The organism is Psychrobacter pacificensis (assembly GCF_900101915.1).
In the GTDB taxonomy this organism is placed as follows: Bacteria; Pseudomonadota; Gammaproteobacteria; order Pseudomonadales; family Moraxellaceae; genus Psychrobacter; species Psychrobacter pacificensis.
In genome coordinates, this window is sequence record NZ_FNAL01000016.1 from 26,410 (window position 1) to 45,418 (window position 19,009).

Annotated in this window: 13 protein-coding genes; 6 read left to right on the plus strand and 7 right to left on the minus strand. The window is 43.5% G+C overall.

Going from position 1 to position 19,009, the window contains the following annotated elements; genetic code table 11:
- Positions 1–63: 63 nt before the first annotated feature.
- From BLR43_RS09825 to rsmG, 3 genes are all read right to left on the minus strand, one after another.
- The gene (locus BLR43_RS09825; RefSeq protein ID WP_071001353.1) at positions 64–1,206 is read right to left on the minus strand and encodes a ParB/RepB/Spo0J family partition protein; all 1,143 of its coding nucleotides are present in this window, start codon (positions 1,204–1,206) and stop codon (positions 64–66) included.
- Positions 1,207–1,310: 104 nt separating this feature from the next.
- Positions 1,311–2,090 (minus strand): ParA family protein, encoded by a 780-nt coding sequence (locus BLR43_RS09830; RefSeq protein WP_093070840.1) that lies wholly within the window; start codon positions 2,088–2,090, stop codon positions 1,311–1,313.
- Between the two features lie 259 nt (positions 2,091–2,349).
- On the minus strand, positions 2,350–3,066 hold the full coding sequence (gene rsmG, locus BLR43_RS09835) for a 16S rRNA (guanine(527)-N(7))-methyltransferase RsmG (RefSeq protein WP_071001351.1): 717 nt from the start codon (positions 3,064–3,066) through the stop codon (positions 2,350–2,352).
- 374 nt (positions 3,067–3,440) lie between these two features.
- Here rsmG and BLR43_RS09840 point away from each other — a divergent pair, with 374 nt between their 5' ends.
- The 3 genes from BLR43_RS09840 (at position 3,441) to BLR43_RS09850 (ending at position 8,215) form a co-directional block, all read left to right on the plus strand.
- Complete coding sequence (locus tag BLR43_RS09840; protein WP_379542897.1) at positions 3,441–6,206, plus strand: AAA family ATPase; 2,766 nt, start codon at positions 3,441–3,443, stop codon at positions 6,204–6,206.
- 183 nt (positions 6,207–6,389) lie between these two features.
- The gene (locus BLR43_RS09845) at positions 6,390–7,517 is read left to right on the plus strand and encodes a helix-turn-helix transcriptional regulator (RefSeq protein WP_071001349.1); all 1,128 of its coding nucleotides are present in this window, start codon (positions 6,390–6,392) and stop codon (positions 7,515–7,517) included.
- A 50-nt stretch (positions 7,518–7,567) separates the two neighbouring features.
- A complete protein-coding gene (locus BLR43_RS09850) occupies positions 7,568–8,215 on the plus strand; it encodes a TerD family protein (protein ID WP_093070847.1) in 648 nt (215 codons plus the stop codon).
- A gap of 135 nt (positions 8,216–8,350) precedes the next feature.
- On the opposite strand, the gene BLR43_RS09855 is transcribed toward BLR43_RS09850, so the two are convergent.
- Together BLR43_RS09855 and BLR43_RS13480 are read right to left on the minus strand one after the other, a co-directional pair.
- On the minus strand, positions 8,351–9,334 hold the full coding sequence (locus tag BLR43_RS09855) for an ion transporter (protein ID WP_093070850.1): 984 nt from the start codon (positions 9,332–9,334) through the stop codon (positions 8,351–8,353).
- A gap of 308 nt (positions 9,335–9,642) precedes the next feature.
- On the minus strand, positions 9,643–9,870 hold the full coding sequence (locus tag BLR43_RS13480; protein ID WP_143007428.1) for a hypothetical protein: 228 nt from the start codon (positions 9,868–9,870) through the stop codon (positions 9,643–9,645).
- Positions 9,871–10,357: 487 nt separating this feature from the next.
- Here BLR43_RS13480 and BLR43_RS09860 point away from each other — a divergent pair, with 487 nt between their 5' ends.
- Positions 10,358–10,984, plus strand: a complete 627-nt coding sequence (locus tag BLR43_RS09860) for an OmpW/AlkL family protein (RefSeq protein ID WP_071001346.1) — start codon at positions 10,358–10,360, stop codon at positions 10,982–10,984.
- A gap of 162 nt (positions 10,985–11,146) precedes the next feature.
- Here BLR43_RS09860 and BLR43_RS09865 read toward each other — a convergent pair whose 3' ends face one another.
- Both BLR43_RS09865 and aceE read right to left on the minus strand, forming a co-directional pair.
- Positions 11,147–12,844, minus strand: coding sequence for a 2-oxo acid dehydrogenase subunit E2 (locus BLR43_RS09865; RefSeq protein WP_093070852.1), 1,698 nt, complete (start codon positions 12,842–12,844; stop codon positions 11,147–11,149).
- Between the two features lie 25 nt (positions 12,845–12,869).
- Positions 12,870–15,683 carry a pyruvate dehydrogenase (acetyl-transferring), homodimeric type gene (gene aceE, locus BLR43_RS09870; RefSeq protein WP_093070854.1) on the minus strand — a complete coding sequence of 938 codons (2,814 nt, stop codon included), beginning with the start codon at positions 15,681–15,683 and terminating at the stop codon, positions 12,870–12,872.
- 550 nt (positions 15,684–16,233) lie between these two features.
- On the opposite strand from aceE, the gene BLR43_RS09875 reads away from it, so the two are divergent.
- Positions 16,234–18,219: a hypothetical protein gene (locus tag BLR43_RS09875; RefSeq protein ID WP_143007429.1), complete on the plus strand. Its 1,986-nt coding sequence runs from the start codon at positions 16,234–16,236 to the stop codon at positions 18,217–18,219.
- Positions 18,220–18,487: 268 nt separating this feature from the next.
- Positions 18,488–18,952, plus strand: coding sequence for a hypothetical protein (locus tag BLR43_RS09880; RefSeq protein ID WP_093070858.1), 465 nt, complete (start codon positions 18,488–18,490; stop codon positions 18,950–18,952).
- Positions 18,953–19,009 lie beyond the last annotated feature (57 nt).

Consider the following 19,009-nt stretch of genomic DNA (forward strand, 5'->3'; position numbering starts at 1 on the left):
TAGATGGATTTATACGTAAATAGTCGTTACTAATAAATCAGTCCTACTAGCTTGCGTATTGTCTTAAGCCTGTGCTTCTATGTGTTTAATCAAAGCAGCTAACTGGTCTTGACTGTGAAAAAAGATCTCAACACTACCCTGCCCGTCTTTTTTGTGCTTAAGCTTGACTTCAGCACCCAACATATCTGTCAATCTTTGCGTGAGACGCTCTTCGTCACGAGACTGTGCTTGTTCGACACGGTTAGCCTTGGGTACAGGGTTCAAAATGGATTTGACCAGCTTTTCAGCTTCTCGCACCGTCATACCGCCATCGATGATTTTTTGTGCAATGATTGGCTGCTGCTCAGAAGACAATGCTAAAAGCGTTCGAGCGTGACCCATGTCTAGTGCGCTATTTGCCAAATGATCTTTTACCGTATCATGCAATTGATTTAGACGTAGTAAATTCGATACCGTTGTACGCGCCTTGCCTACCACTTCAGCAATCATGGCGTGACTCATACCAAACTCTGTATGAAAGCGCTGCAACGCGGCTGCCTGCTCGATCACCGATAGATCTTCACGCTGGATATTTTCAATTAAGGCCAATGCAATAGCAAGCTCATCAGATAACGCACGCTCAATCGCTGGAATAACCGACTTACCCGCCATTTTTGCCGCGCGCCAGCGACGTTCGCCAGCGATAATTTCATGAGTGACAAATACTTCACTCTTATCTTCATTGGCGAGCAATGGGCGGATAACGATGGGCTGCATCACGCCATGCTGCTCAATAGAAGATGCCAATTCTGCCAGTGCCGTTTCACTCATGTCACGGCGCGGTTGATACTTACCTGCTTGTAGACGCGTGACATCGATCTGCACGAGGCTGATTTGATCCTCTGAAGCGTTTACGTCTGTGCTATTACCACGCGTTTTGTTGATAGCCGTCTTGCTTGTCACACGTGATGAACGAGTACTATTACTGACAGTAGTGTCATTATCAGTGGATTTTGCAGCCGATTTTTTACTGGCTTTGGGCGCAGCCGCATCGACGGGGGCAGTTTTCACAGGCATGTTGGTGTCTAGCGTTTCAGCTGGCACGGCCACATCGCGTGCAGCCATATCATCTTGCAAGGCAGAGGCGGTGATTTGCTTTTCTTTCTTGATTGACCCTAATAAGGCATCTAAGCCTCGATTGGCAGCCAACCCTCTTTTCTTCGCCATGATTACCTATCCTCTAACGCTAAAATAAAAGCCAATTGATTACTGCTGCGGCTTACTAAATACAATGTTAAGTGCTTTATTGTTCGAAAGCTTTTATAGAAAAACTAGCTACTTTGCTTCATCACTTCAGCGGCCAATTTTTGATAGGCGCGCGCGCCTTTTGACCATCTCTCATAAGCAATCACTGGTAGACCATGCGCGGGTGCTTCTGCTAGGCGAATGTTTCTTGGAATATGAGTCTTATACATAATATCGCCAAAGTGCGCTTCTAATTCAGCAGACACATCACGGGCAAGCGTGTTACGCGCATCAAACAGCGTTCTCACAACACCGCGAATATATAACTTAGGGTTTAATTCAGTAAGACGCTCAATCGTCTGTGATAAATCCGCTAATCCCTCTAATGCATAATATTCACACTGCATTGGGATAATCACACTATCAGTTGCAACCAAGGCATTAATCGTCAGTAGGTTCAAACTGGGTGCACAGTCTATAATCACGTAATCGTATGGCGGCTGTTGCGAGGATGTCTGCGCATCAACCAGATTTTTCATCGCCGTTTTGAACAGCTCGTGACTGTCCGTTTTACTCATCAATGTGATGTCCATACCAGCCAAATCACGATTGGCACCGATCACATCAAACCCTGCCGGACTGGTCACAATCGCTTCTGAAAGCGCTACACCATCCAGTAAAACATCGGCTATGGTAAGCATCAGCTCGTTTTTGTCGACACCCGTACCGCTGGTTGCATTGCCCTGTGGGTCTAAGTCAATCAGTAGTACGTGCTTGCGCTTAGCAGCTAAACTGGCGGTCAAGTTTACCGCCGTCGTGGTTTTGCCCACGCCGCCTTTTTGATTCGCAATTGCTATGATTTCCATACACTCACTCAATTTTATTAAGGTCTGTTACTGACTTTTTCTTTTAATTTATTTGCCGCTCAATCTTATATGCTTATGCAGTGCTACTAAATCAGCGCTTCATGAAAGTCAGCCATTTATAAAAAAATTCTTTTATAAATCACCCAATTTTCGTTTGTATATTTTCAGTGCCTTTTAAATACTATGCCATTTAGGTACAAACGTAAACTGCGTTTCACAAAAAACGACTGCTGTTTCATGACTGAGAAGTATCTACCTTTCAGGCATTTTTAGCAGACATTTCAATCAAATGACGACTATCATGCAGACGCGGCACTGTCAGCTTAATCGTCTTAATGTGCCAATCACTATCAAGCGCTTGTAGCTCTTCATCGCTTGGCACTTTGCCTTTCATAGCACACAAATAACCGCCATCTGCCAATCTCGGCTGCGCTACTTCAACAAAATCTATCAAACTGGCAAACGCTCTAGAAGTCACCACATCATAGCTGGCTTCGTGCGCTTCAATACGCGAAGCGATCGGTTGCATATTACGTAAGCCAAGCTCACTGCTGATCTGCTTAATAAAGCGAATCTTTTTTTGATTACTATCAAGGGCTGTACACGAGCGCTCAGGCTGACAAATCGCAATAATCACTGCAGGCAACCCTGCACCTGTACCGATATCAAGCAGCGACCCTGTCGGCAAATGCGTTATAATAGACAAGCAATCAATCACATGTTTGATCAGCGCTTCTTCTGGATCGGTGATGGCGGTCAGATTATACGCTTTATTCCACAACAAAAGCTGGTCTAAGTATAATAATAACGTGCGCTGCTGTTTCTCACTTAGTGATAGACTTAGCTCATTTACGGCTTGGGCTAAGATACTGGCCAGCTTTGGCAATTGTGAGCCAAGCTTCACAAAGCCAGTCGGATCAATATTGATATTACCCGTGCTAGTAGACGACGAAGAGGTTTTAGCGGAAGCTGACATACAACGAGTTATCCAGTTTTGACATGTGAACCGCCTATTTTATCATGCAGTCTGCTCATTGAATAGTTGCAGATTGCGCCAATGTGGGACATCTTATACTATCTGCACGGTTTGTGAGGCGTTATTCTACTTTAATAGCGCAAAACTTCCGCTTAATTTATGCTCCAGTCGCCTATTGCTACATAGTTATCTCACCATGATACAAAAGTATGCTCAATGATTTCGCTAAATTGTGGCCATATCTTGTAAGATATTCTGCTTGATTATAAAAATCTAAGAAGCGCTTTTTTATAATACCGTACTGCTTCTTTAACTCTGTTACTATTGCTAAGATGATCTCTTAAACGCCTATGACCGAACGACCCTACCCCCTTATGTCTCAAATATCAAAAGACGCTAATAATATGGTACCACCTACCGCTGACTCACAAGACGATAAACCAGTAATATCTAACGCCCCAAATCCTATTTTTACTGAGGTTCAAAAAAGCTGCCGTATTTCAGCTGAGCAACTAAAACGCTATAGCGACCCTGATGAGCTGCCTACAGACACACGTACTGCGCCTGACTTAGATGTTGGCTTCGGTCAACAACGTGCGCTCAAAGCCTTGCATACAGCGCTAGACATCAATGCAAGTGGCTATCATGTGTTTGCTGCTGGTGAGAACGGCTTGGGTAAGCGTACTGTCATCAGTCGCCTGTTGGCCCGTATTGCCGCCGACGCACCAACGCCTGATGATTGGGTTTATGTGCACAATTTTACCGATCCACGTACGCCACTGGCTCTGCGTCTACCTGCAGGACAAGCCGCCTTGCTACAACAGCAGGTCAATAACTTGTGGCAACAGGCAAAAAAGCGACTAAGCCAACGCTTTCGTAGCGACCAATACCAAAGTAAAATCGAAGCGATTAAAAACAATACACATCAAAAAGAGAGTCATGCTTACGACGCGCTAAACGCTGAGGGCAAACAGTATGATCTAGCCTTAACGTTTCGCTCGTTTGATAACAAGGCAGTTTTCGTCCATCCCAGTCAGTTGACGACAGACAGTAGTAGCGACCCTGTAAAGGCTTCAGAATCATCTAGCAACAGTGCAAATTTATCACCAAGAAATGATAACGAAAAAGCCAATATATTGAGCAACGATAAGACTAACCATGATGAAGAGCAAAACAACGCTCAAAATTCTGAGTATGGTAACAGTGAGTACGAGGCTGAGTTAAATAACTTCGTACAGAAAAACCATATGCAAAAGCGCCTCAGTCAACTAACCATTGCGTTGGAGCAGTTAGAAGACGAAGCCAACGATGCGATAGAATCACTGCATCGCAGTATCGCACGCCGTGCACTACAGCCTTTGTTCGCGCCTGTTTATGAGCAATTTGCCACGCACCCACTTGTGGTTGACTATCTCAAAGCCATATTTGCCGATATGGTTACTCATGTAGAGCGTATCGTTAACGGCGATGACGAAGAGTTTGTGACGGCTGTATTGACCACAACACCCAGCCGTTACGCGGTCAATGTCATTGTCAGTCACGCACCAGACAGTGGCGCGCCTGTTGTCTTTGAAGACTTACCAACCCATCTAAACTTATTGGGTCATGTTGAGCAAATCACTCAATTAGGGACAGTAACGACTGATGTCAGTATGATTCGCGCAGGTGCCCTACACCGTGCCAATGGCGGCTACCTGCTGCTAGAAGCCAGCCATTTACTTGAGCATCCTTATGCATGGCAAGGTCTAAAGCGCGCACTACAGTCACGCAAAATTAAGCTCTCAAGCCTTGAGCAAATGCTAACGCTAACAGGTAGCTTGTCTTTATCACCAGCGCCCATTGATCTTGATATCAAAGTGATCTTATTAGGTGAAGCAGACTTATATTATGAGCTGCTTGAGCTTGAGCCTGAGTTTGATGCAGTGTTTAAAGTTCGCGCGGACTTTCATGATGATGTGACGCGCACCAGCGAGCATGAATTGGCACTGGTAGCGAAAATGGCAGACATCATCGATTATGCTGATCTCTATCCATTCGATAGTAGCGCGCAAGCCACGTTGCTTGAGCATTTAAGCTTGCAAGCTGAAGAGCAGGACCGTTTAAGCCTACACAGTGATTTGTTGATTAAACTGTTGCATGAATCAAACCGTCACGCTCGTTTAAATGATGAGATAATGGTGACAGCAGATCATGTCACTCAGGCAATTGACGACATGGATGAGCGCTCAGGATATTTGCGCGATCTATACTGGGACGAACTCAAAAACGGCCAGCAGCTGATTCAAACCCAAGGTAGTGCAGTTGGGCAAGTCAACGCCCTGACCGTCGTCAGCTATGCCGATAGTGAGTTTGGCATGCCAGCGCGCCTCACTGCCGTTATTCAGCCCAATATTGGCGCAGGTGAAATCCTTGATATCGAGCGTGATGTAGACTTGGGTGGTAGCTTGCACGCCAAGGGTATGTTGATCATGACCAGTTATTTGCGCGCGTTATTTAGCCAACACCATGCACTAAACTTCAGCGCTTCGCTCGCGTTTGAACAAAGCTACGCCCATATCGATGGTGATAGTGCCACCGTTAGCGAAGGTTGTGCGCTACTATCCGCTTTAGCAAATGTCCCTATTGATCAATCCTTTGCCATTACTGGTTCTATGAATCAGCTGGGCGAAGTACAAGCGGTTGGTGGTATCAATGCCAAAATCGCCGGCTTTTTTGATGCGTGCCGTGAGCAAGAGTTGACGGGCGCTCAAGGCGTGGTCATTCCAATGGCCAATGTCAAACAACTCATGCTACGCGACGATATCATTGCTGCGGTAAAAGACGGCGACTTCCATATTTATGGCGTTTATACCTTGAGTGAAGCATTGACCTTGATGACAGGCCTACCCATCGATACCATGAATAAAAAAGGTCGCTACCGCAAGGACACCCTATTTGGCAAAGTCCTAAATCGTCTGATGTTATGGGATGAGAACCAAGACGGCGACGATGAGGTAGATGATAAAAAGTCAAAAAAGAAAGAGAAGAAAAAACGCAAAGCCAAGCGCCAAAAAAAAGAGGACAAAATAGAAAAAGAAAATCGCAAAGGCGAAAATAACGATAGTGACGTCACTGACAACCGTGAGCACAGTGAAGCTTAAAGTGTCAATGACAACACACCAAAATGATAATTAGGACGTGTTTAGACGGTGCTTAAACGGCGCCTAAACGATGTCTAAATGTATACGAACGTCCCTAGACGCTTTGATACTTTTCTGAGATGATAAACAACCAGCCAAAATCTGTAGAACAATAACCTGTGACTTTATAAAGGGTATTTTTTGATGACTGTACATTCTACTAATGCCAATAACCTTCAAGCTCAATCAGATTCTGATGAGCAAGCAGTTGCAATAGAGGCGGCAGAAAATGATGTGTTAAAAGAGACCCAGGATAATCGTTATGGGGCAGCGACAACGGCTCGTCAATGGCAAGTACTGTCACAGCTACAGCGCAATCGCTGGGTAGGTACGACTCATATTTATGAACAGCTCATGATGGCCGGTTTTGACATCAGCCTGCGTACCGTGCAACGTGATTTGAACGCATTGGCCAAACGCTTTCCTATCGAAAAAAACAACGCCAATCCACAAGGTTGGCGCTGGAAGGAAGATGCACCGCTGCAAAGCTTGCCGCATATGAATCTATCGCAGGCAGTTGCTTTTAATATGGTCGAGGCCAATCTCACTCAGCTATTGCCGCCTGTGATTTTAGATGAGCTATTTCCGTGGTTTGATCTAGCAAGACGACAGCTCAAAAACAGTAAAGTCACGCATTCATGGATAGACCGTGTACGTATCGAGCCTGCGACCCAGCCACTTATTGCCCCAGATATAGATTTAGATAGCAAAGACAACATTTACCATGCATTGTTTTATCAGCTGCAAATTAATGCTTGCTACACTCGCAGCAATAAATCAGAGGCCAGCGAATATACGCTAAACCCTATTGCTATCATTCAGCGTGGCGTGATTATTTATCTACTGGCGACTCGTACCGATGACCCCGATGCCACCATTCGTACCTTTGCGCTACATCGATTTGATAGAGTCGAGATTTTAGAGAGCGCAGCAAAGACACCAGATAACTTTCAGCTCGATACGTATTTGGATGAAGGCAGTATGGGCTTTAGTCATCCATTATTTGGTGAGTTGGCTGAGCGTGGTAAAAACACAGCCGTTGAGCTAAAATTTACCCAAAAAGCAGGCCGAAGCCTCACTGAGAGCAAGCTGAGTGATGATCAAATCGTCACATCAAACGACGACGACACCCTAACAATAAAAGCGACCGTTAATTTGACCTCACAGCTGGTTTGGTGGTTACGTGGTTTTGGCAGTGGACTGTTAGACGCCAAGCCTGCACTCCTTTATCAAGCGGTATTGGACCAACCTGCAATGACAAACAACGAATAACACTCGAATGACACTAATCGTTAACCACTAAAAATTAAAAAAGGAATATTATGCCGACCACTGCGCCATCACCGCTGCTTTCCGACAGTTTGAGAGGACTGGGCTTGGACACTGGAACCTTGTTTTTTGCACTCAATTATGAATTTACCAAGATTGAGCCAAAAGGGTTATTTAAGCGCTTTAAAAAAGACAAAAGCGCGGTCGATATCGATCTAGCTTGCGTTTTATATGATGAAAACTGCATCATCAGCGACCTTGTTTGGTTCAAACAACTACGTGATAAAGCTGAAGCCATCAAGCATCAAGGCGATAGTCTAAATGGCAAGGATCGCGGAGAGCAAGCGATGTATTTAGCACCGCTGGATCAAGAGCAGATCAGAATAGAGTTGGCGGAGATTCCCTTACACATCACCCATATCGCTTTGATTGCCAACTCGTATCACGGACATTCTCTCTCTAGAGTCAAAAAAGGTGAGATACATCTGAGTGATGATGAGGGCAATCGCTGTTTTGAAGTTAACCTAAAACAGCTCCCACGTGATTGTAAAACGCTTTGGGTCGCTCATTTGCGCCGGTCTGTTGATGATTGGCATTTAACGCTACAAAATTTACCACTGAGCGCAGAAGATCTCTCAAAAGCGGCGCAAGAAGTTGCGCATGAATTGGCACGTTCGCTGCCTATCCCTCAGGGAATATAACGCCAACAATCAAAATGACAGGAGGCGGCATTTTTGCCACACCGTCTCCTTTTATCTCAAACCGATAACCTTTGTTTAAAAGACTCTAGGCATAAGTGTCTATTGTTATCGAATACTATCGGACAGATACTTAGGTTATAAAGCCTCGCCGCAATGCGGGCAAAAATTCTTTTGACGCACCTCCACTTCTTTTTCGCGCCGCTCAAGCTCTTGCTCACGTAGCACTTGCAGTACAATATTTTGTGCTTGCTCTTTATCCAGTCCCAGCTCTCGGCGAATCTTGTCAATCATCATCTGATTTTGTACCAAATCAAAATCACTATCGATCAGCTGCTCACGAAAATGCTGCTCCAGCTCTTCGCGGCGTTGTGCCAATTCATTTGCCAGACCTGTCGCCAGAATACCTGCAGGCAGTGCAGCCAAACCCACACCCAATATCGTGATGATCGCCCCCAATATTTTACCAGCGTTAGTAATTGGTGTGACATCTCCATAACCCACCGTCGTAAGCGTCACCACCGCCCACCACATGGCTTTGGGTATTGACTCAAACTCTTCTGGCTGCGCATGGTTTTCAACCAAATAAATCCCGCTTGAGGCCGTTACAATCATAATAATCAATATAAAAATAACCGCTTGAAACGAACCGCGCTCTTTACTGATGACCACCAGCAAAATACGCATAGAAGCAAAATAACGCGTCAGTTTGAGAATACGAAATAAACGTAAAATACGTAAGAAGCGCAAATCGATATTGACAAAGAAGTTCAAGAAGGCTGGCACAATAGCAACCAAGTCTACCAAAGCAGATGGACTTCTGATCCAGTCCCAGCGCTGCTTCCACGTTGTATTATCAGGCTTTGCTTCAGCGACACTCCATAGCCGCAGCAGATACTCAATCGAAAAGACCACAATAGAGAAGTTTTCAAACCAAGTAAAATAATCTTGATAAGGGTAGTACCAGCTGTCAACTGACTCAGCAATCACAGCTGCCACATTGGTCATGATCAAAAATATGAGAAAATAATCAATATAGCGGCTAAATAAAGTGTCATGTTCATCATTTTGCAACGTATCATAAACAAAATGACGTAAGCGCCTTATAGATTGGAGTAGCATGCCGTCCCTATTCGGTGAAATACCGGTATTATGTAAATAAAATAAATTAACTGCCTTGCAAGGTGTTCAAGCGCTCTATCATCAAGAGCACACGCTTTATTCAATGCGCTTTCATCAATGCACTTTGATCAATACGAAAATATCAACTATTTGACATGACCCAGCATGGCATTGGCTTATCGCCTGTTCATCAGCAGCCGCTATAGTCAATCAATATTAAAAGTGGTACAAGGCAGACGAGTGCAAGTACTACAGTAGTAGGCTAAACGAGTCTAACGCGGTAACACTTTAATAGTGGTTCGACTATATTATGTCCCATGTAGATAATAAAGATAGACTGCTATTAATAGCACCAATGCGGTGCCTACTACTGATAATCGTAAAAACTGCTCATCAGCGGGCAATTGCTGGCTGATGTCTTGAGCAGGTACTAAAAATAAATGGCACTCAGGGCAACAAGAATCTACCTGATTCAATATGTTGGTAGAACGGGCGTTCTTACAACGTAGTGGGGAGTTGCTACAATAACCAAGCATAATACGTACGCCTTTTATCAAATCATGAATATCAATTCAGTAAGCCGTCACCATTTATTTCCAATTCTACCGTTTAGACATTAGCAATAATCAATATATAGTTGATCCAATTTAAGAGTGGTACAAGGCAACCGAGTGCAGATGTATACGTCATACTTCAAGCGAGGTTAACGCTGTAACGCTTTTTTAATGGATTGACTATAATTCTTATCTACCTATTTTCAGAGTATCACAACAGGCTTATACCCTACCTCACAATAATCAATTTTTTTAAATAATCAAAATAATTATACCGTTATCGCCTTTACTATAAATAATTAAATAAAACTTAGTAAAGCACAATTAAAACCTTACAGTAATTGTGGTTTTATACTATAATGGAGTCATAATGTTACCGCTTTATCATCCATTATAACATTATGTATCAGTGTGCAATGTCATCCCTCATTAGCACTGATAACCTTTTAATATATTAAGGAACCAAATCATGAAACTACAATCCCTAGTTTTAGCCGCTGCCACTGCCCTTACCATGACCACTGCTTTTGCCGTACCTTCTGGCACTTGGTCTATTGCGGCTGGTGCACATTATGTTGACCCTAAAAGTGATAATGGCACTCTAGATAATGGTTTGTCTGTTGATGTTGACGGCGATATACAGCCAACTATTAGTGGTGAGTATTTCATTGCCAACAATGTCGGTGTTGAGCTACTCGCAGCACTTCCATTTCATCATGATTTTGATCTAAACAGTGCGGATGGCACACAAGTTTTAACAGGTAAAACCCAACATTTACCACCAACTCTTTCTGTGCAATATCACTTTGACTCTGACAACATGCCAATGAATATCAAGCCATTCGTTGGTGTTGGCGTGAACTATACGACCTTTTTTAAAGAAAGAATCTCTACTGGTGGTGATTTAGATCTTGATGATAGTGTTGGTGTGGCTGGTCATGTCGGTTTAGACATTCCTTTCGCTCCAACTGAAGCTTTCCGTATCGATGCACGCTATATGGACATCAAAACAGATGCTACTTTAGATGGCGGTGACATCGGTGAAATCGATATCAGCCCTTGGGCATATGGCATTGCATTTGTTAAACAGTTTTAATCACAAATCGTATTAAACTCGATGATCTAAGTATAAAAAGCCAGCGCTGATGCTGGCTTTTTTTTGGCTGATAGTTACTCATATCTAATACAGTACTGCTCAAAAAAAAGACCACCCTTAGGCAGTCTTTTTTTGGTTTTAGTTTTTAAAGTAGCGTATCAGCTATAGCAAAATACGGCGTGGATCAGCAAGCAATGTAGCAACATAGCGAGTGAATACCGCTGCATCCGCACCATTGATGACGCGGTGGTCATAAGACAATGATAATGGCAGCATCAAGCGCGGCTCAAAAGTTTGCTTAGCGTCATTCCAAACTGGCTGCATGGTCGCTTCTGATGCGCCCAAGATGCCTACTTGTGGCCAGTTGACCAGTGGCGTGAATGATGTACCGCCCAAGATACCTTGGCTTGATATGGTAAAGCTGGCACCTTGCATATCTTTAGTAGTGAGCTTTTTATCACGGGCTTTGCCTGCAAGCTCACCAATTTCAATCGCGATCTGCTTGATGCCTTTGTCCTGTGCATTTTTAATCACAGGAACCACTAGGCCGTCATCAGTCGCAACCGCAATACCCATGTTGACACTCTTACGTAAGATAATTTGTGTATTATCGTCGCTCAAATGACTGTTGAAACGTGGATGCTGAGTCAAGGCGTAAGCAGTTGCTTTAACAATAAAGGCCAAAATAGTCAGGCCAATACCTTGCGCCTTCATGTCACCCTTTAGCTCACCGCGTAGTTTTTCAGTTTCGGTGATATCAGACAAATCAAACTGTGTCACTTGCGGTAGATAGGTATTGTAGTTCAGCTGCGGGATTGACACTTTTTGCAAGCGGCTTAAATCTTGGGTTTCTGTTTCGCCCCAGATTTCAACATTGCTCATATCAGGTAGTTTTGGCAGACCTGAGCTAACAGCACCCTGAGCAGCTGGTGCGGCTTGTTGGGTGGTCAAACGGTTTTTAACATGCGCAAACAGATCTTCTTTTAGAATGCGATCGTTTAGTGCTGAACCCTTTACCTGTGTGATATCGACGCCAAGCTGACGAGCCAATTTACGTACAGCAGGACCTGCATATACATCAACCAACTTTTCATTGACTTCCGCTTCGCTCAATTTTTTGCCCGCAGGTGCAGCAGTTGAGGTCGGTGCAGGCGCTTGCTCTGGCTCGCCTGTTGGGGCTGGCTGTGACTTGCTTTCAGTTTTCGGTGCAGGCTTGTCCGCTTTATCTTCAGTTTTAGCAGTATCTGCTTTCGGTTTTGCCTTAGGAGTACCTGCCGCTTTAATAACGATAAAGTCTTGACCGTTGGCAACAGTGTCACCAGCATTAACCAAGATTTTTTCAACTACGCCTGCTTCTGGTGCAGGCACTTCGACTGAGGCTTTGTCTGACTCAATCAGTAGGATAGACTCATCGGCACTGACCGTGTCGCCTACACTCACCATAATCTCAGCCACTTGCGCTTCATCAACGCCTATATCTGGCAGTGCATGGGTAGTCGATGCGCCTTCGCCAGCATCATCAGTCGCTTCTTCTGCATCTGCATCATCTTCAACAGGTGCGTCTTCATTATTATCGTCTGCTTGTTCTGAATCAGTTACTTCTTCGGCAGTATCGTCATTATCATCGCTTGCGTCAGCACTCTCTACTTCGATCAATACCATGCCTTCGCTGACTTGATCGCCGATGGCGACATTGATTTTGGTGACTTTACCAGCAGCAGAGCTTGGTACTTCAACTGACGCTTTGTCAGACTCTAACAAAACGATGTTGTCATCTTTTGCGATGACATCACCCACTGCTACCATAATTTCGCTGACTTCAGCACTATCGACACCCAAATCGGGGGCTTTAATGTCCATGTTTTATCTCCTAGTCTTATGATTATTATTCTTTGACATCACCGTCATTGAGCAAGGGCGCATCTGCTTGATCTTCGGCGCGGCCTTCATTGCTGATATCTTCATCGTCTTCAGCAACGAACTCAGGCACAGGACTTGGGTTGACTTTGCCTGGTGCAGGTGCATCTGGAGAATGATCATAATAAGACTGTTGGTGCCATGCAGGTGGCTGATCCGCATCGATGCCTAAGCTTGAAATCGCATCTTTTACCAAACGCATCTCGACTTCACCCTCATCCGCTAAGCGCTTAAGCGTGGCGACAACGATATGAGCCGCATCAACGTTAAAGAAGCTGCGTAGGTTCTCGCGAGTATCAGAGCGGCCATAACCATCTGTGCCAAGCGTGGTATAAGGACGGTTGTCTGGTAACCAAGCACGAATTTGCTCTGAGTAGTTACGCATGTAGTCAGTGGCTGCAACTACGATGCCTTCGTGCGGTGCTAATTGCTCAGTAACCCATGGCACTTTTTCTTCATTCATTGGATGTAGACGGTTGTAGTCGTCACAAACCATACCATCACGAGTCAACTCGTTGAAGCTGGTGACACTCCAAACGTTTGATGTGATATTGAACTCATCTTTTAGGATCTGAGCCGCTTTTTGTACTTCACGTAGAATCACGCCTGAACCCAATAGCTGTACCTGAGTTGAGCCGTTGTCTTCAAGCAAATACATACCGCGCTTGATACCTTCCTCGCTTCCTTCTGGCATGGCAGGCTGGTCGTAGTTTTCGTTCATTAGCGTTAGGTAATAATAAACGCGCTCGCCTTCTCCGTACATCCGACGTAGGCCATCATGCATGATGACCGCCAACTCATAACCATAGCAAGGGTCATAGCTCACGCAGTTCGGTACGGTGTTAAACAAAATCTGCGAATGGCCATCTTGATGCTGCAAGCCTTCACCATTCAAAGTCGTACGACCCGCAGTAGCCCCTAATAAGAAGCCTTGTGCCTGACAGTCACCTGCTGCCCACGCCAAGTCACCTATGCGCTGGAAGCCAAACATCGAGTAATAGATGTACATCGGAATCATTGGTAGCGCGTTCACAGAGTAACTGGTTGCCAAGGCAATCCATGTACTCATCGCACCCGCTTCGTTGATACCTTCTTCTAACATATGGCCATCGATGGCTTCTTTATAGCCCATCAATGCTTCGCTATCTTCTGGCGTATATTTTTGTCCGACCGCAGAGTAAATACCCAATTGACGGAACATACCTTCTAAACCAAAGGTACGCGCTTCGTCTGGTACGATTGGTACCACGCGATCTTGGATGTCTTTGTTTTTCAGCATGGCTGATAACAGACGTACAAATACCATCGTCGTTGATTGTTCTTTGCCGTTACTACCCTTTAATACGCGATCAAATATCGACAGCTCAGGGATGTTCAGCGGAATATGGCCACTACGGCGGTTTGGCAGATGACCACCCAATGCTTCACGGCGACCTTTTAGATACTTCATCTCTGCCGAACCTTCTTCAGGACGGTAGAATGGTAGAGTCTCTAATTGCTCATCGGTAAATGGCAAATCAAAGCGATCACGGAAATACACAAGCGCCTCTTGATCAAGCTTCTTGATTTGATGCGATTTATTGACCGCTTGTGTTGTGCTTGACAAACCATAGCCTTTGACAGTTTTGACCAGTACGACCGTTGGCTGACCTTTGGTTTTCATCGCTTCGCTAAACGCAGCATAGACCTTCATTGGGTCATGACCACCACGGTTTAGGCGTGCAATGTCTTTATCAGTCAATGCATCTGCCATTTCTTTTAATTCAGGATATTTACCAAAGAATTCTTTGCGAGTAAATTCAGGCGTACGCGCTTCATATAGCTGGTATTCACCATCGACCACTTCTTCCATACGATGTTTGAGCACGCCAGTATCATCATTGGCAAGCAGGCTATCCCATTTGCCACCCCAAATGACTTTAATCACACGCCAGCCAGCACCGCGAAATACCGACTCTAGCTCTTGAATAATCTTGCCATTACCACGCACAGGGCCATCGAGGCGCTGCAAGTTACAGTTGATGACCCAAATTAGATTGTCCAACTTCTCACGACCAGCAAGAGAGATTGCGCCCAAGCTTTCTGGCTCATCCGTCTCACCATCACCTAAGAATGCCCAAATTTTACGGCCTTCTTTTTCGAGCAAGCCACGGTTTTCCATGTAACGATGCACGTGAGCATGATAGATCGACATGATCGGACCTAAGCCCATTGATACCGTTGGGAACTGCCAATAGTCAGGCATCAAATATGGATGAGGATAGCTTGATAAGCCTTTACCACCCACTTCACGGCGGAAGTTATCAAGCTGATCTTCGGTTAGACGACCTTCTAAATAAGAACGTGCATAGATACCTGGCGCTGAGTGACCTTGATAATAAATCATGTCCCCACCGAAGTGATCGCTTGCCGCACGGAAAAAATGGTTAAATCCTGTTTCATAAAGCGTGGCACTAGAGGCAAATGACGCCAAGTGACCACCCAAATCATCATCATTTTTGTTGGCACGCATGACCATTGCCAAAGCGTTGTAACGAATCAACGCACGAATTTTACGCTCCATACCAAGATCGCCTGGATACATTGGCTCGTCCTCGACTGCGATGGTATTGATATAAGCAGTATCAAGGCGGTTGAATGGCAGGCCTTCTTGCACCGCCATATTGTACAAGGCTTTTAGAAGAAACTGCGCGCGATCCTTATCTGCATGTTTGAGAACAGACTCAAAGGCTTGTAGCCATTCTTGGGTCTCGGTGCTATCAGCATCCTTGTAATAATTCATTTTTGTCGATCCTTTTATATCAGTCATACCTACCTATCTAGACGGTAAGGCTTTGTTAAATACTGGTGTGAAGTGAGATATAGGTTTACTTATGACTTCCTTGCTATGTCCAAGCATTCCCTTGTTTCATACGGTGAGATACAGCTAGATTATACAAAATAGTGCCACTGAGAATTGACATCTGCGTCAAATGGACGAAACTACAAAACAGATCATACTGTTGTCCCTGTATATTCAGTCATGAATGATTTTGACACTCTATTATAAGCGTTTGCGAGGCAATTGTTTATGGCTGTAGAGAAATGGATAAATAACAAGTATTTTTTAAATAAATAATGATTAGTTATTAGGTAAATATTATTAATTGATAGCTTTATGGAATATGACTGGTTAATCTTGCAACATAGGGTAACTGGTCATGACAAAAATGCCATTCATCTATTTAATATGATTTTTACAAAAATATTACTTAAAATACAAAATATGTATAACACGATTTTTTTTGGTAAATAAACGTTTACATTAGGCTTTAATACATAGGAATATTGAGATGCAAAAGGTAGAGCGACTTTTGAATTCAACGAAAAAGCATTTATTCAATAGATATATATGTCAGATAATGACATTGTTAGCTGCTATTCCTATGTTTTTGATTAGCAATGTAGCTTTTGCTGAAGCTGATCCTGTATGTCCAAGTGGACATGCTATGTATTACTTAGGCTCTAAGAGTACTACAACAGCGCCTAAGGCCACATTGAGTTGGTCAGCAGCAGGCAACTCTAGTACCACTTATAGCTTTGACAGTGGTCTTAAACTCGTCTTATCTTTTTCCGATATCAACTTTATTAGAACTGGCTATCCAGAAGTTAGCAGTTTTGCTGGTGTTACTACCAATGCTCTTAACATGCGTCATGGCAGCGAAAAAATTGATGTGAATCACAGGTTGACGGCCACTATTAATAAACCCGTTACAAAATACGGTTTTGTCGTTCAAGACTTAGATGCAAATGCTGCTGGAAGATACACTGAGTCGGTATCAATTGTTACTACAGGTGGTTCTTTTAGCAATTTCGCTAACAACTTTACTGTATCCAATTCGAATAAAACGATTACTGCAAACCAGTGGGCAAACTGTAGTCCTAGTAGTCCATGTAATTTTAATATTGAATGGGGAGCCCAATCAGCAAATACGCCATTTGTAACCACACATGGTAATCCATACTCTGGTGCCTCCACGACAACGTCAACTGGTGATCATTTAGTAGGCTATTCCGATTTCTACTTTTGCCTCGCGCCGCCCAAACTCATTGTAAAAAAAGCGTTGAGTGGTACACGTGTCAATACTAACGATCAGTTTGAGATCGCCGTTAGTGGTGGATCATTAGCTGCCAATAGTTTTACCACTACTGGTACAGGCTCAACAATCACGAACGGAACCAGTGCAACGATTACCCTAGCAGAGAGCACAAATTATACTATTACTGAGCGCGTGATGAATGGTACGACCCTAGGTGATATAGCTAACTACAATGCGACTTACGTTTGTAGTAATGCCACAACAGGTAGTACAACAGTAATGCCTACGACTGCAATGAGCTATAACCCTACTACTAAAACGCGTTCATTCACCCTTAGTAATGTTACTTATGGTGATGAAATTACATGTACTATCACTAATAGTGCAAACTACGTATTCTCAGGCACCGTATTTAACGATAACGGTAATGTTTCAAATCCATCTAAGGATGATATATCTAGCAAGTACTTAAATAATAGTCTTTATTTCAATGGCAAATACGATTCACCTACCGAATCTGGGATCCCCTTTACTACTGGTCACACCATTACTTTGAATAAATGTGCCGGTGATAGTGGTACGTTCTCACCTCAGACGGTAAACATTGGTAATGATGGAACCTATAGTTTTAGCTTGACGCCAGCACAAGTAGGTAGTTACACAAGACTCTGTGTCACTCAGAATGAACCTAGTAATTATACATATTCTGTAGACACGACAAGCGATGTGCGACAAATAAACATCATTAATAGTCAGTACAACTATCCTAGCAATGATTTCGGTGATGTTATTCAAGCAAATGCTGCATTGGTATTGATCAAAAGTCAGTATATTCATGACTGTAGTCTAAATAACCTTGCCACAATTAGTGTTAATTATGAAGGTAGTGCTAGCAGCGCGTATAGTATAAAACCAATATCTGGCATTGTGCCAGGACAATGTATCGCTTATAGAATTGAAGCTATCAATCGAGGTAATATTTCCTTAGCCGATATTGTTATTAAGGATAGGCTACAGAGTAAAAACGACTCTAATAATTCGCTAATTACCTCTACCTTAGTTAATCCAATACCTATTGGTGAAAATAGTGGCACTCCATCATTTGCAACAAACTCAGTATCTATTGGTAACAACGGTACAGTGATCACCAATACTTTTTCCTTAGGTGCTACTACAGCCACTCGCCGTCAGGCCATTCGTTTTAATACCAAATATGGCACTACAGCGAACACTCAGTAGCTATTATCTATTGCAACTCTAGATTATTACTACTTCCTTTTCTAATACAAAAAAGCCCTGTCTTCTTAGACAGGGCTTTTACCGTTTGGTCATCTTGAAATACCATTTGTCATCTTTATAATTGATACTTGTATCGATTACGTTACAATAGCTTAAAGGGGAATGTGTGCTTTTTACAGACGACCCTGATAGCAAATGATAGACAGTTTCACGGCAGCCCAAAGCATTAGTATCCCAATGATAGTAACGGTATAAGAAAGGATTTTATATGAAACGTTTCAAGATTCTACGCAATATTCTATTAGCTACTATAGCTTCTAGCTCTTTACTAAATGTAGCACATGCTGATGATGCTCTAAAAATGGAACTAACAGCCAATCAAGTCATAAAGAATGCGGAAGGTAAAACAGTCTATAAGCCAGTACGCACCGCACCGGCAGGTACTGTGATTCAGTATAAAGCGAATTATACCAATACCATCAATAAAGATATTAACGATTTAATGGTGACGCTACCTATTCCTGCCAATATGACATTTACTGGCGATGCGATGCCTGCAAGTGCACAAGCCAGTATCGATGGTGAGAATTACGCTGATATACCACTTATGCGTAAAGTCGATGGCAAAATGGTCAAGATTCCATATTCTGAATACCGCACTCTGCGTTGGAATATTAAGTTATTGCCAGCTAAAAAGTCAGCAGCTGTTGCTCTCAATACCACCGTTAATTAATTCAATAGACATTAAACCTTCACGCTTTTAACGTTTCAATTTTTAATCTTAACTCTG

Coding starts and splice junctions, on each gene's coding strand:
- BLR43_RS09865 (WP_093070852.1), bottom strand. CDS start 12,844: ATGGACATTAAAGCCCCCGATTTGGGTGTCGATAGTGCTGAAGTCAGC.
- BLR43_RS13480 (WP_143007428.1), bottom strand. CDS start 9,870: ATGCTTGGTTATTGTAGCAACTCCCCACTACGTTGTAAGAACGCCCGT.
- BLR43_RS09875 (WP_143007429.1), top strand. CDS start 16,234: ATGCAAAAGGTAGAGCGACTTTTGAATTCAACGAAAAAGCATTTATTC.
- BLR43_RS09860 (WP_071001346.1), top strand. CDS start 10,358: ATGAAACTACAATCCCTAGTTTTAGCCGCTGCCACTGCCCTTACCATG.
- rsmG (WP_071001351.1), bottom strand. CDS start 3,066: ATGTCAGCTTCCGCTAAAACCTCTTCGTCGTCTACTAGCACGGGTAAT.
- BLR43_RS09850 (WP_093070847.1), top strand. CDS start 7,568: ATGCCGACCACTGCGCCATCACCGCTGCTTTCCGACAGTTTGAGAGGA.
- BLR43_RS09830 (WP_093070840.1), bottom strand. CDS start 2,090: ATGGAAATCATAGCAATTGCGAATCAAAAAGGCGGCGTGGGCAAAACC.
- BLR43_RS09880 (WP_093070858.1), top strand. CDS start 18,488: ATGAAACGTTTCAAGATTCTACGCAATATTCTATTAGCTACTATAGCT.
- BLR43_RS09845 (WP_071001349.1), top strand. CDS start 6,390: ATGACTGTACATTCTACTAATGCCAATAACCTTCAAGCTCAATCAGAT.
- BLR43_RS09855 (WP_093070850.1), bottom strand. CDS start 9,334: ATGCTACTCCAATCTATAAGGCGCTTACGTCATTTTGTTTATGATACG.
- aceE (WP_093070854.1), bottom strand. CDS start 15,683: ATGAATTATTACAAGGATGCTGATAGCACCGAGACCCAAGAATGGCTA.
- BLR43_RS09825 (WP_071001353.1), bottom strand. CDS start 1,206: ATGGCGAAGAAAAGAGGGTTGGCTGCCAATCGAGGCTTAGATGCCTTA.
- BLR43_RS09840 (WP_379542897.1), top strand. CDS start 3,441: ATGTCTCAAATATCAAAAGACGCTAATAATATGGTACCACCTACCGCT.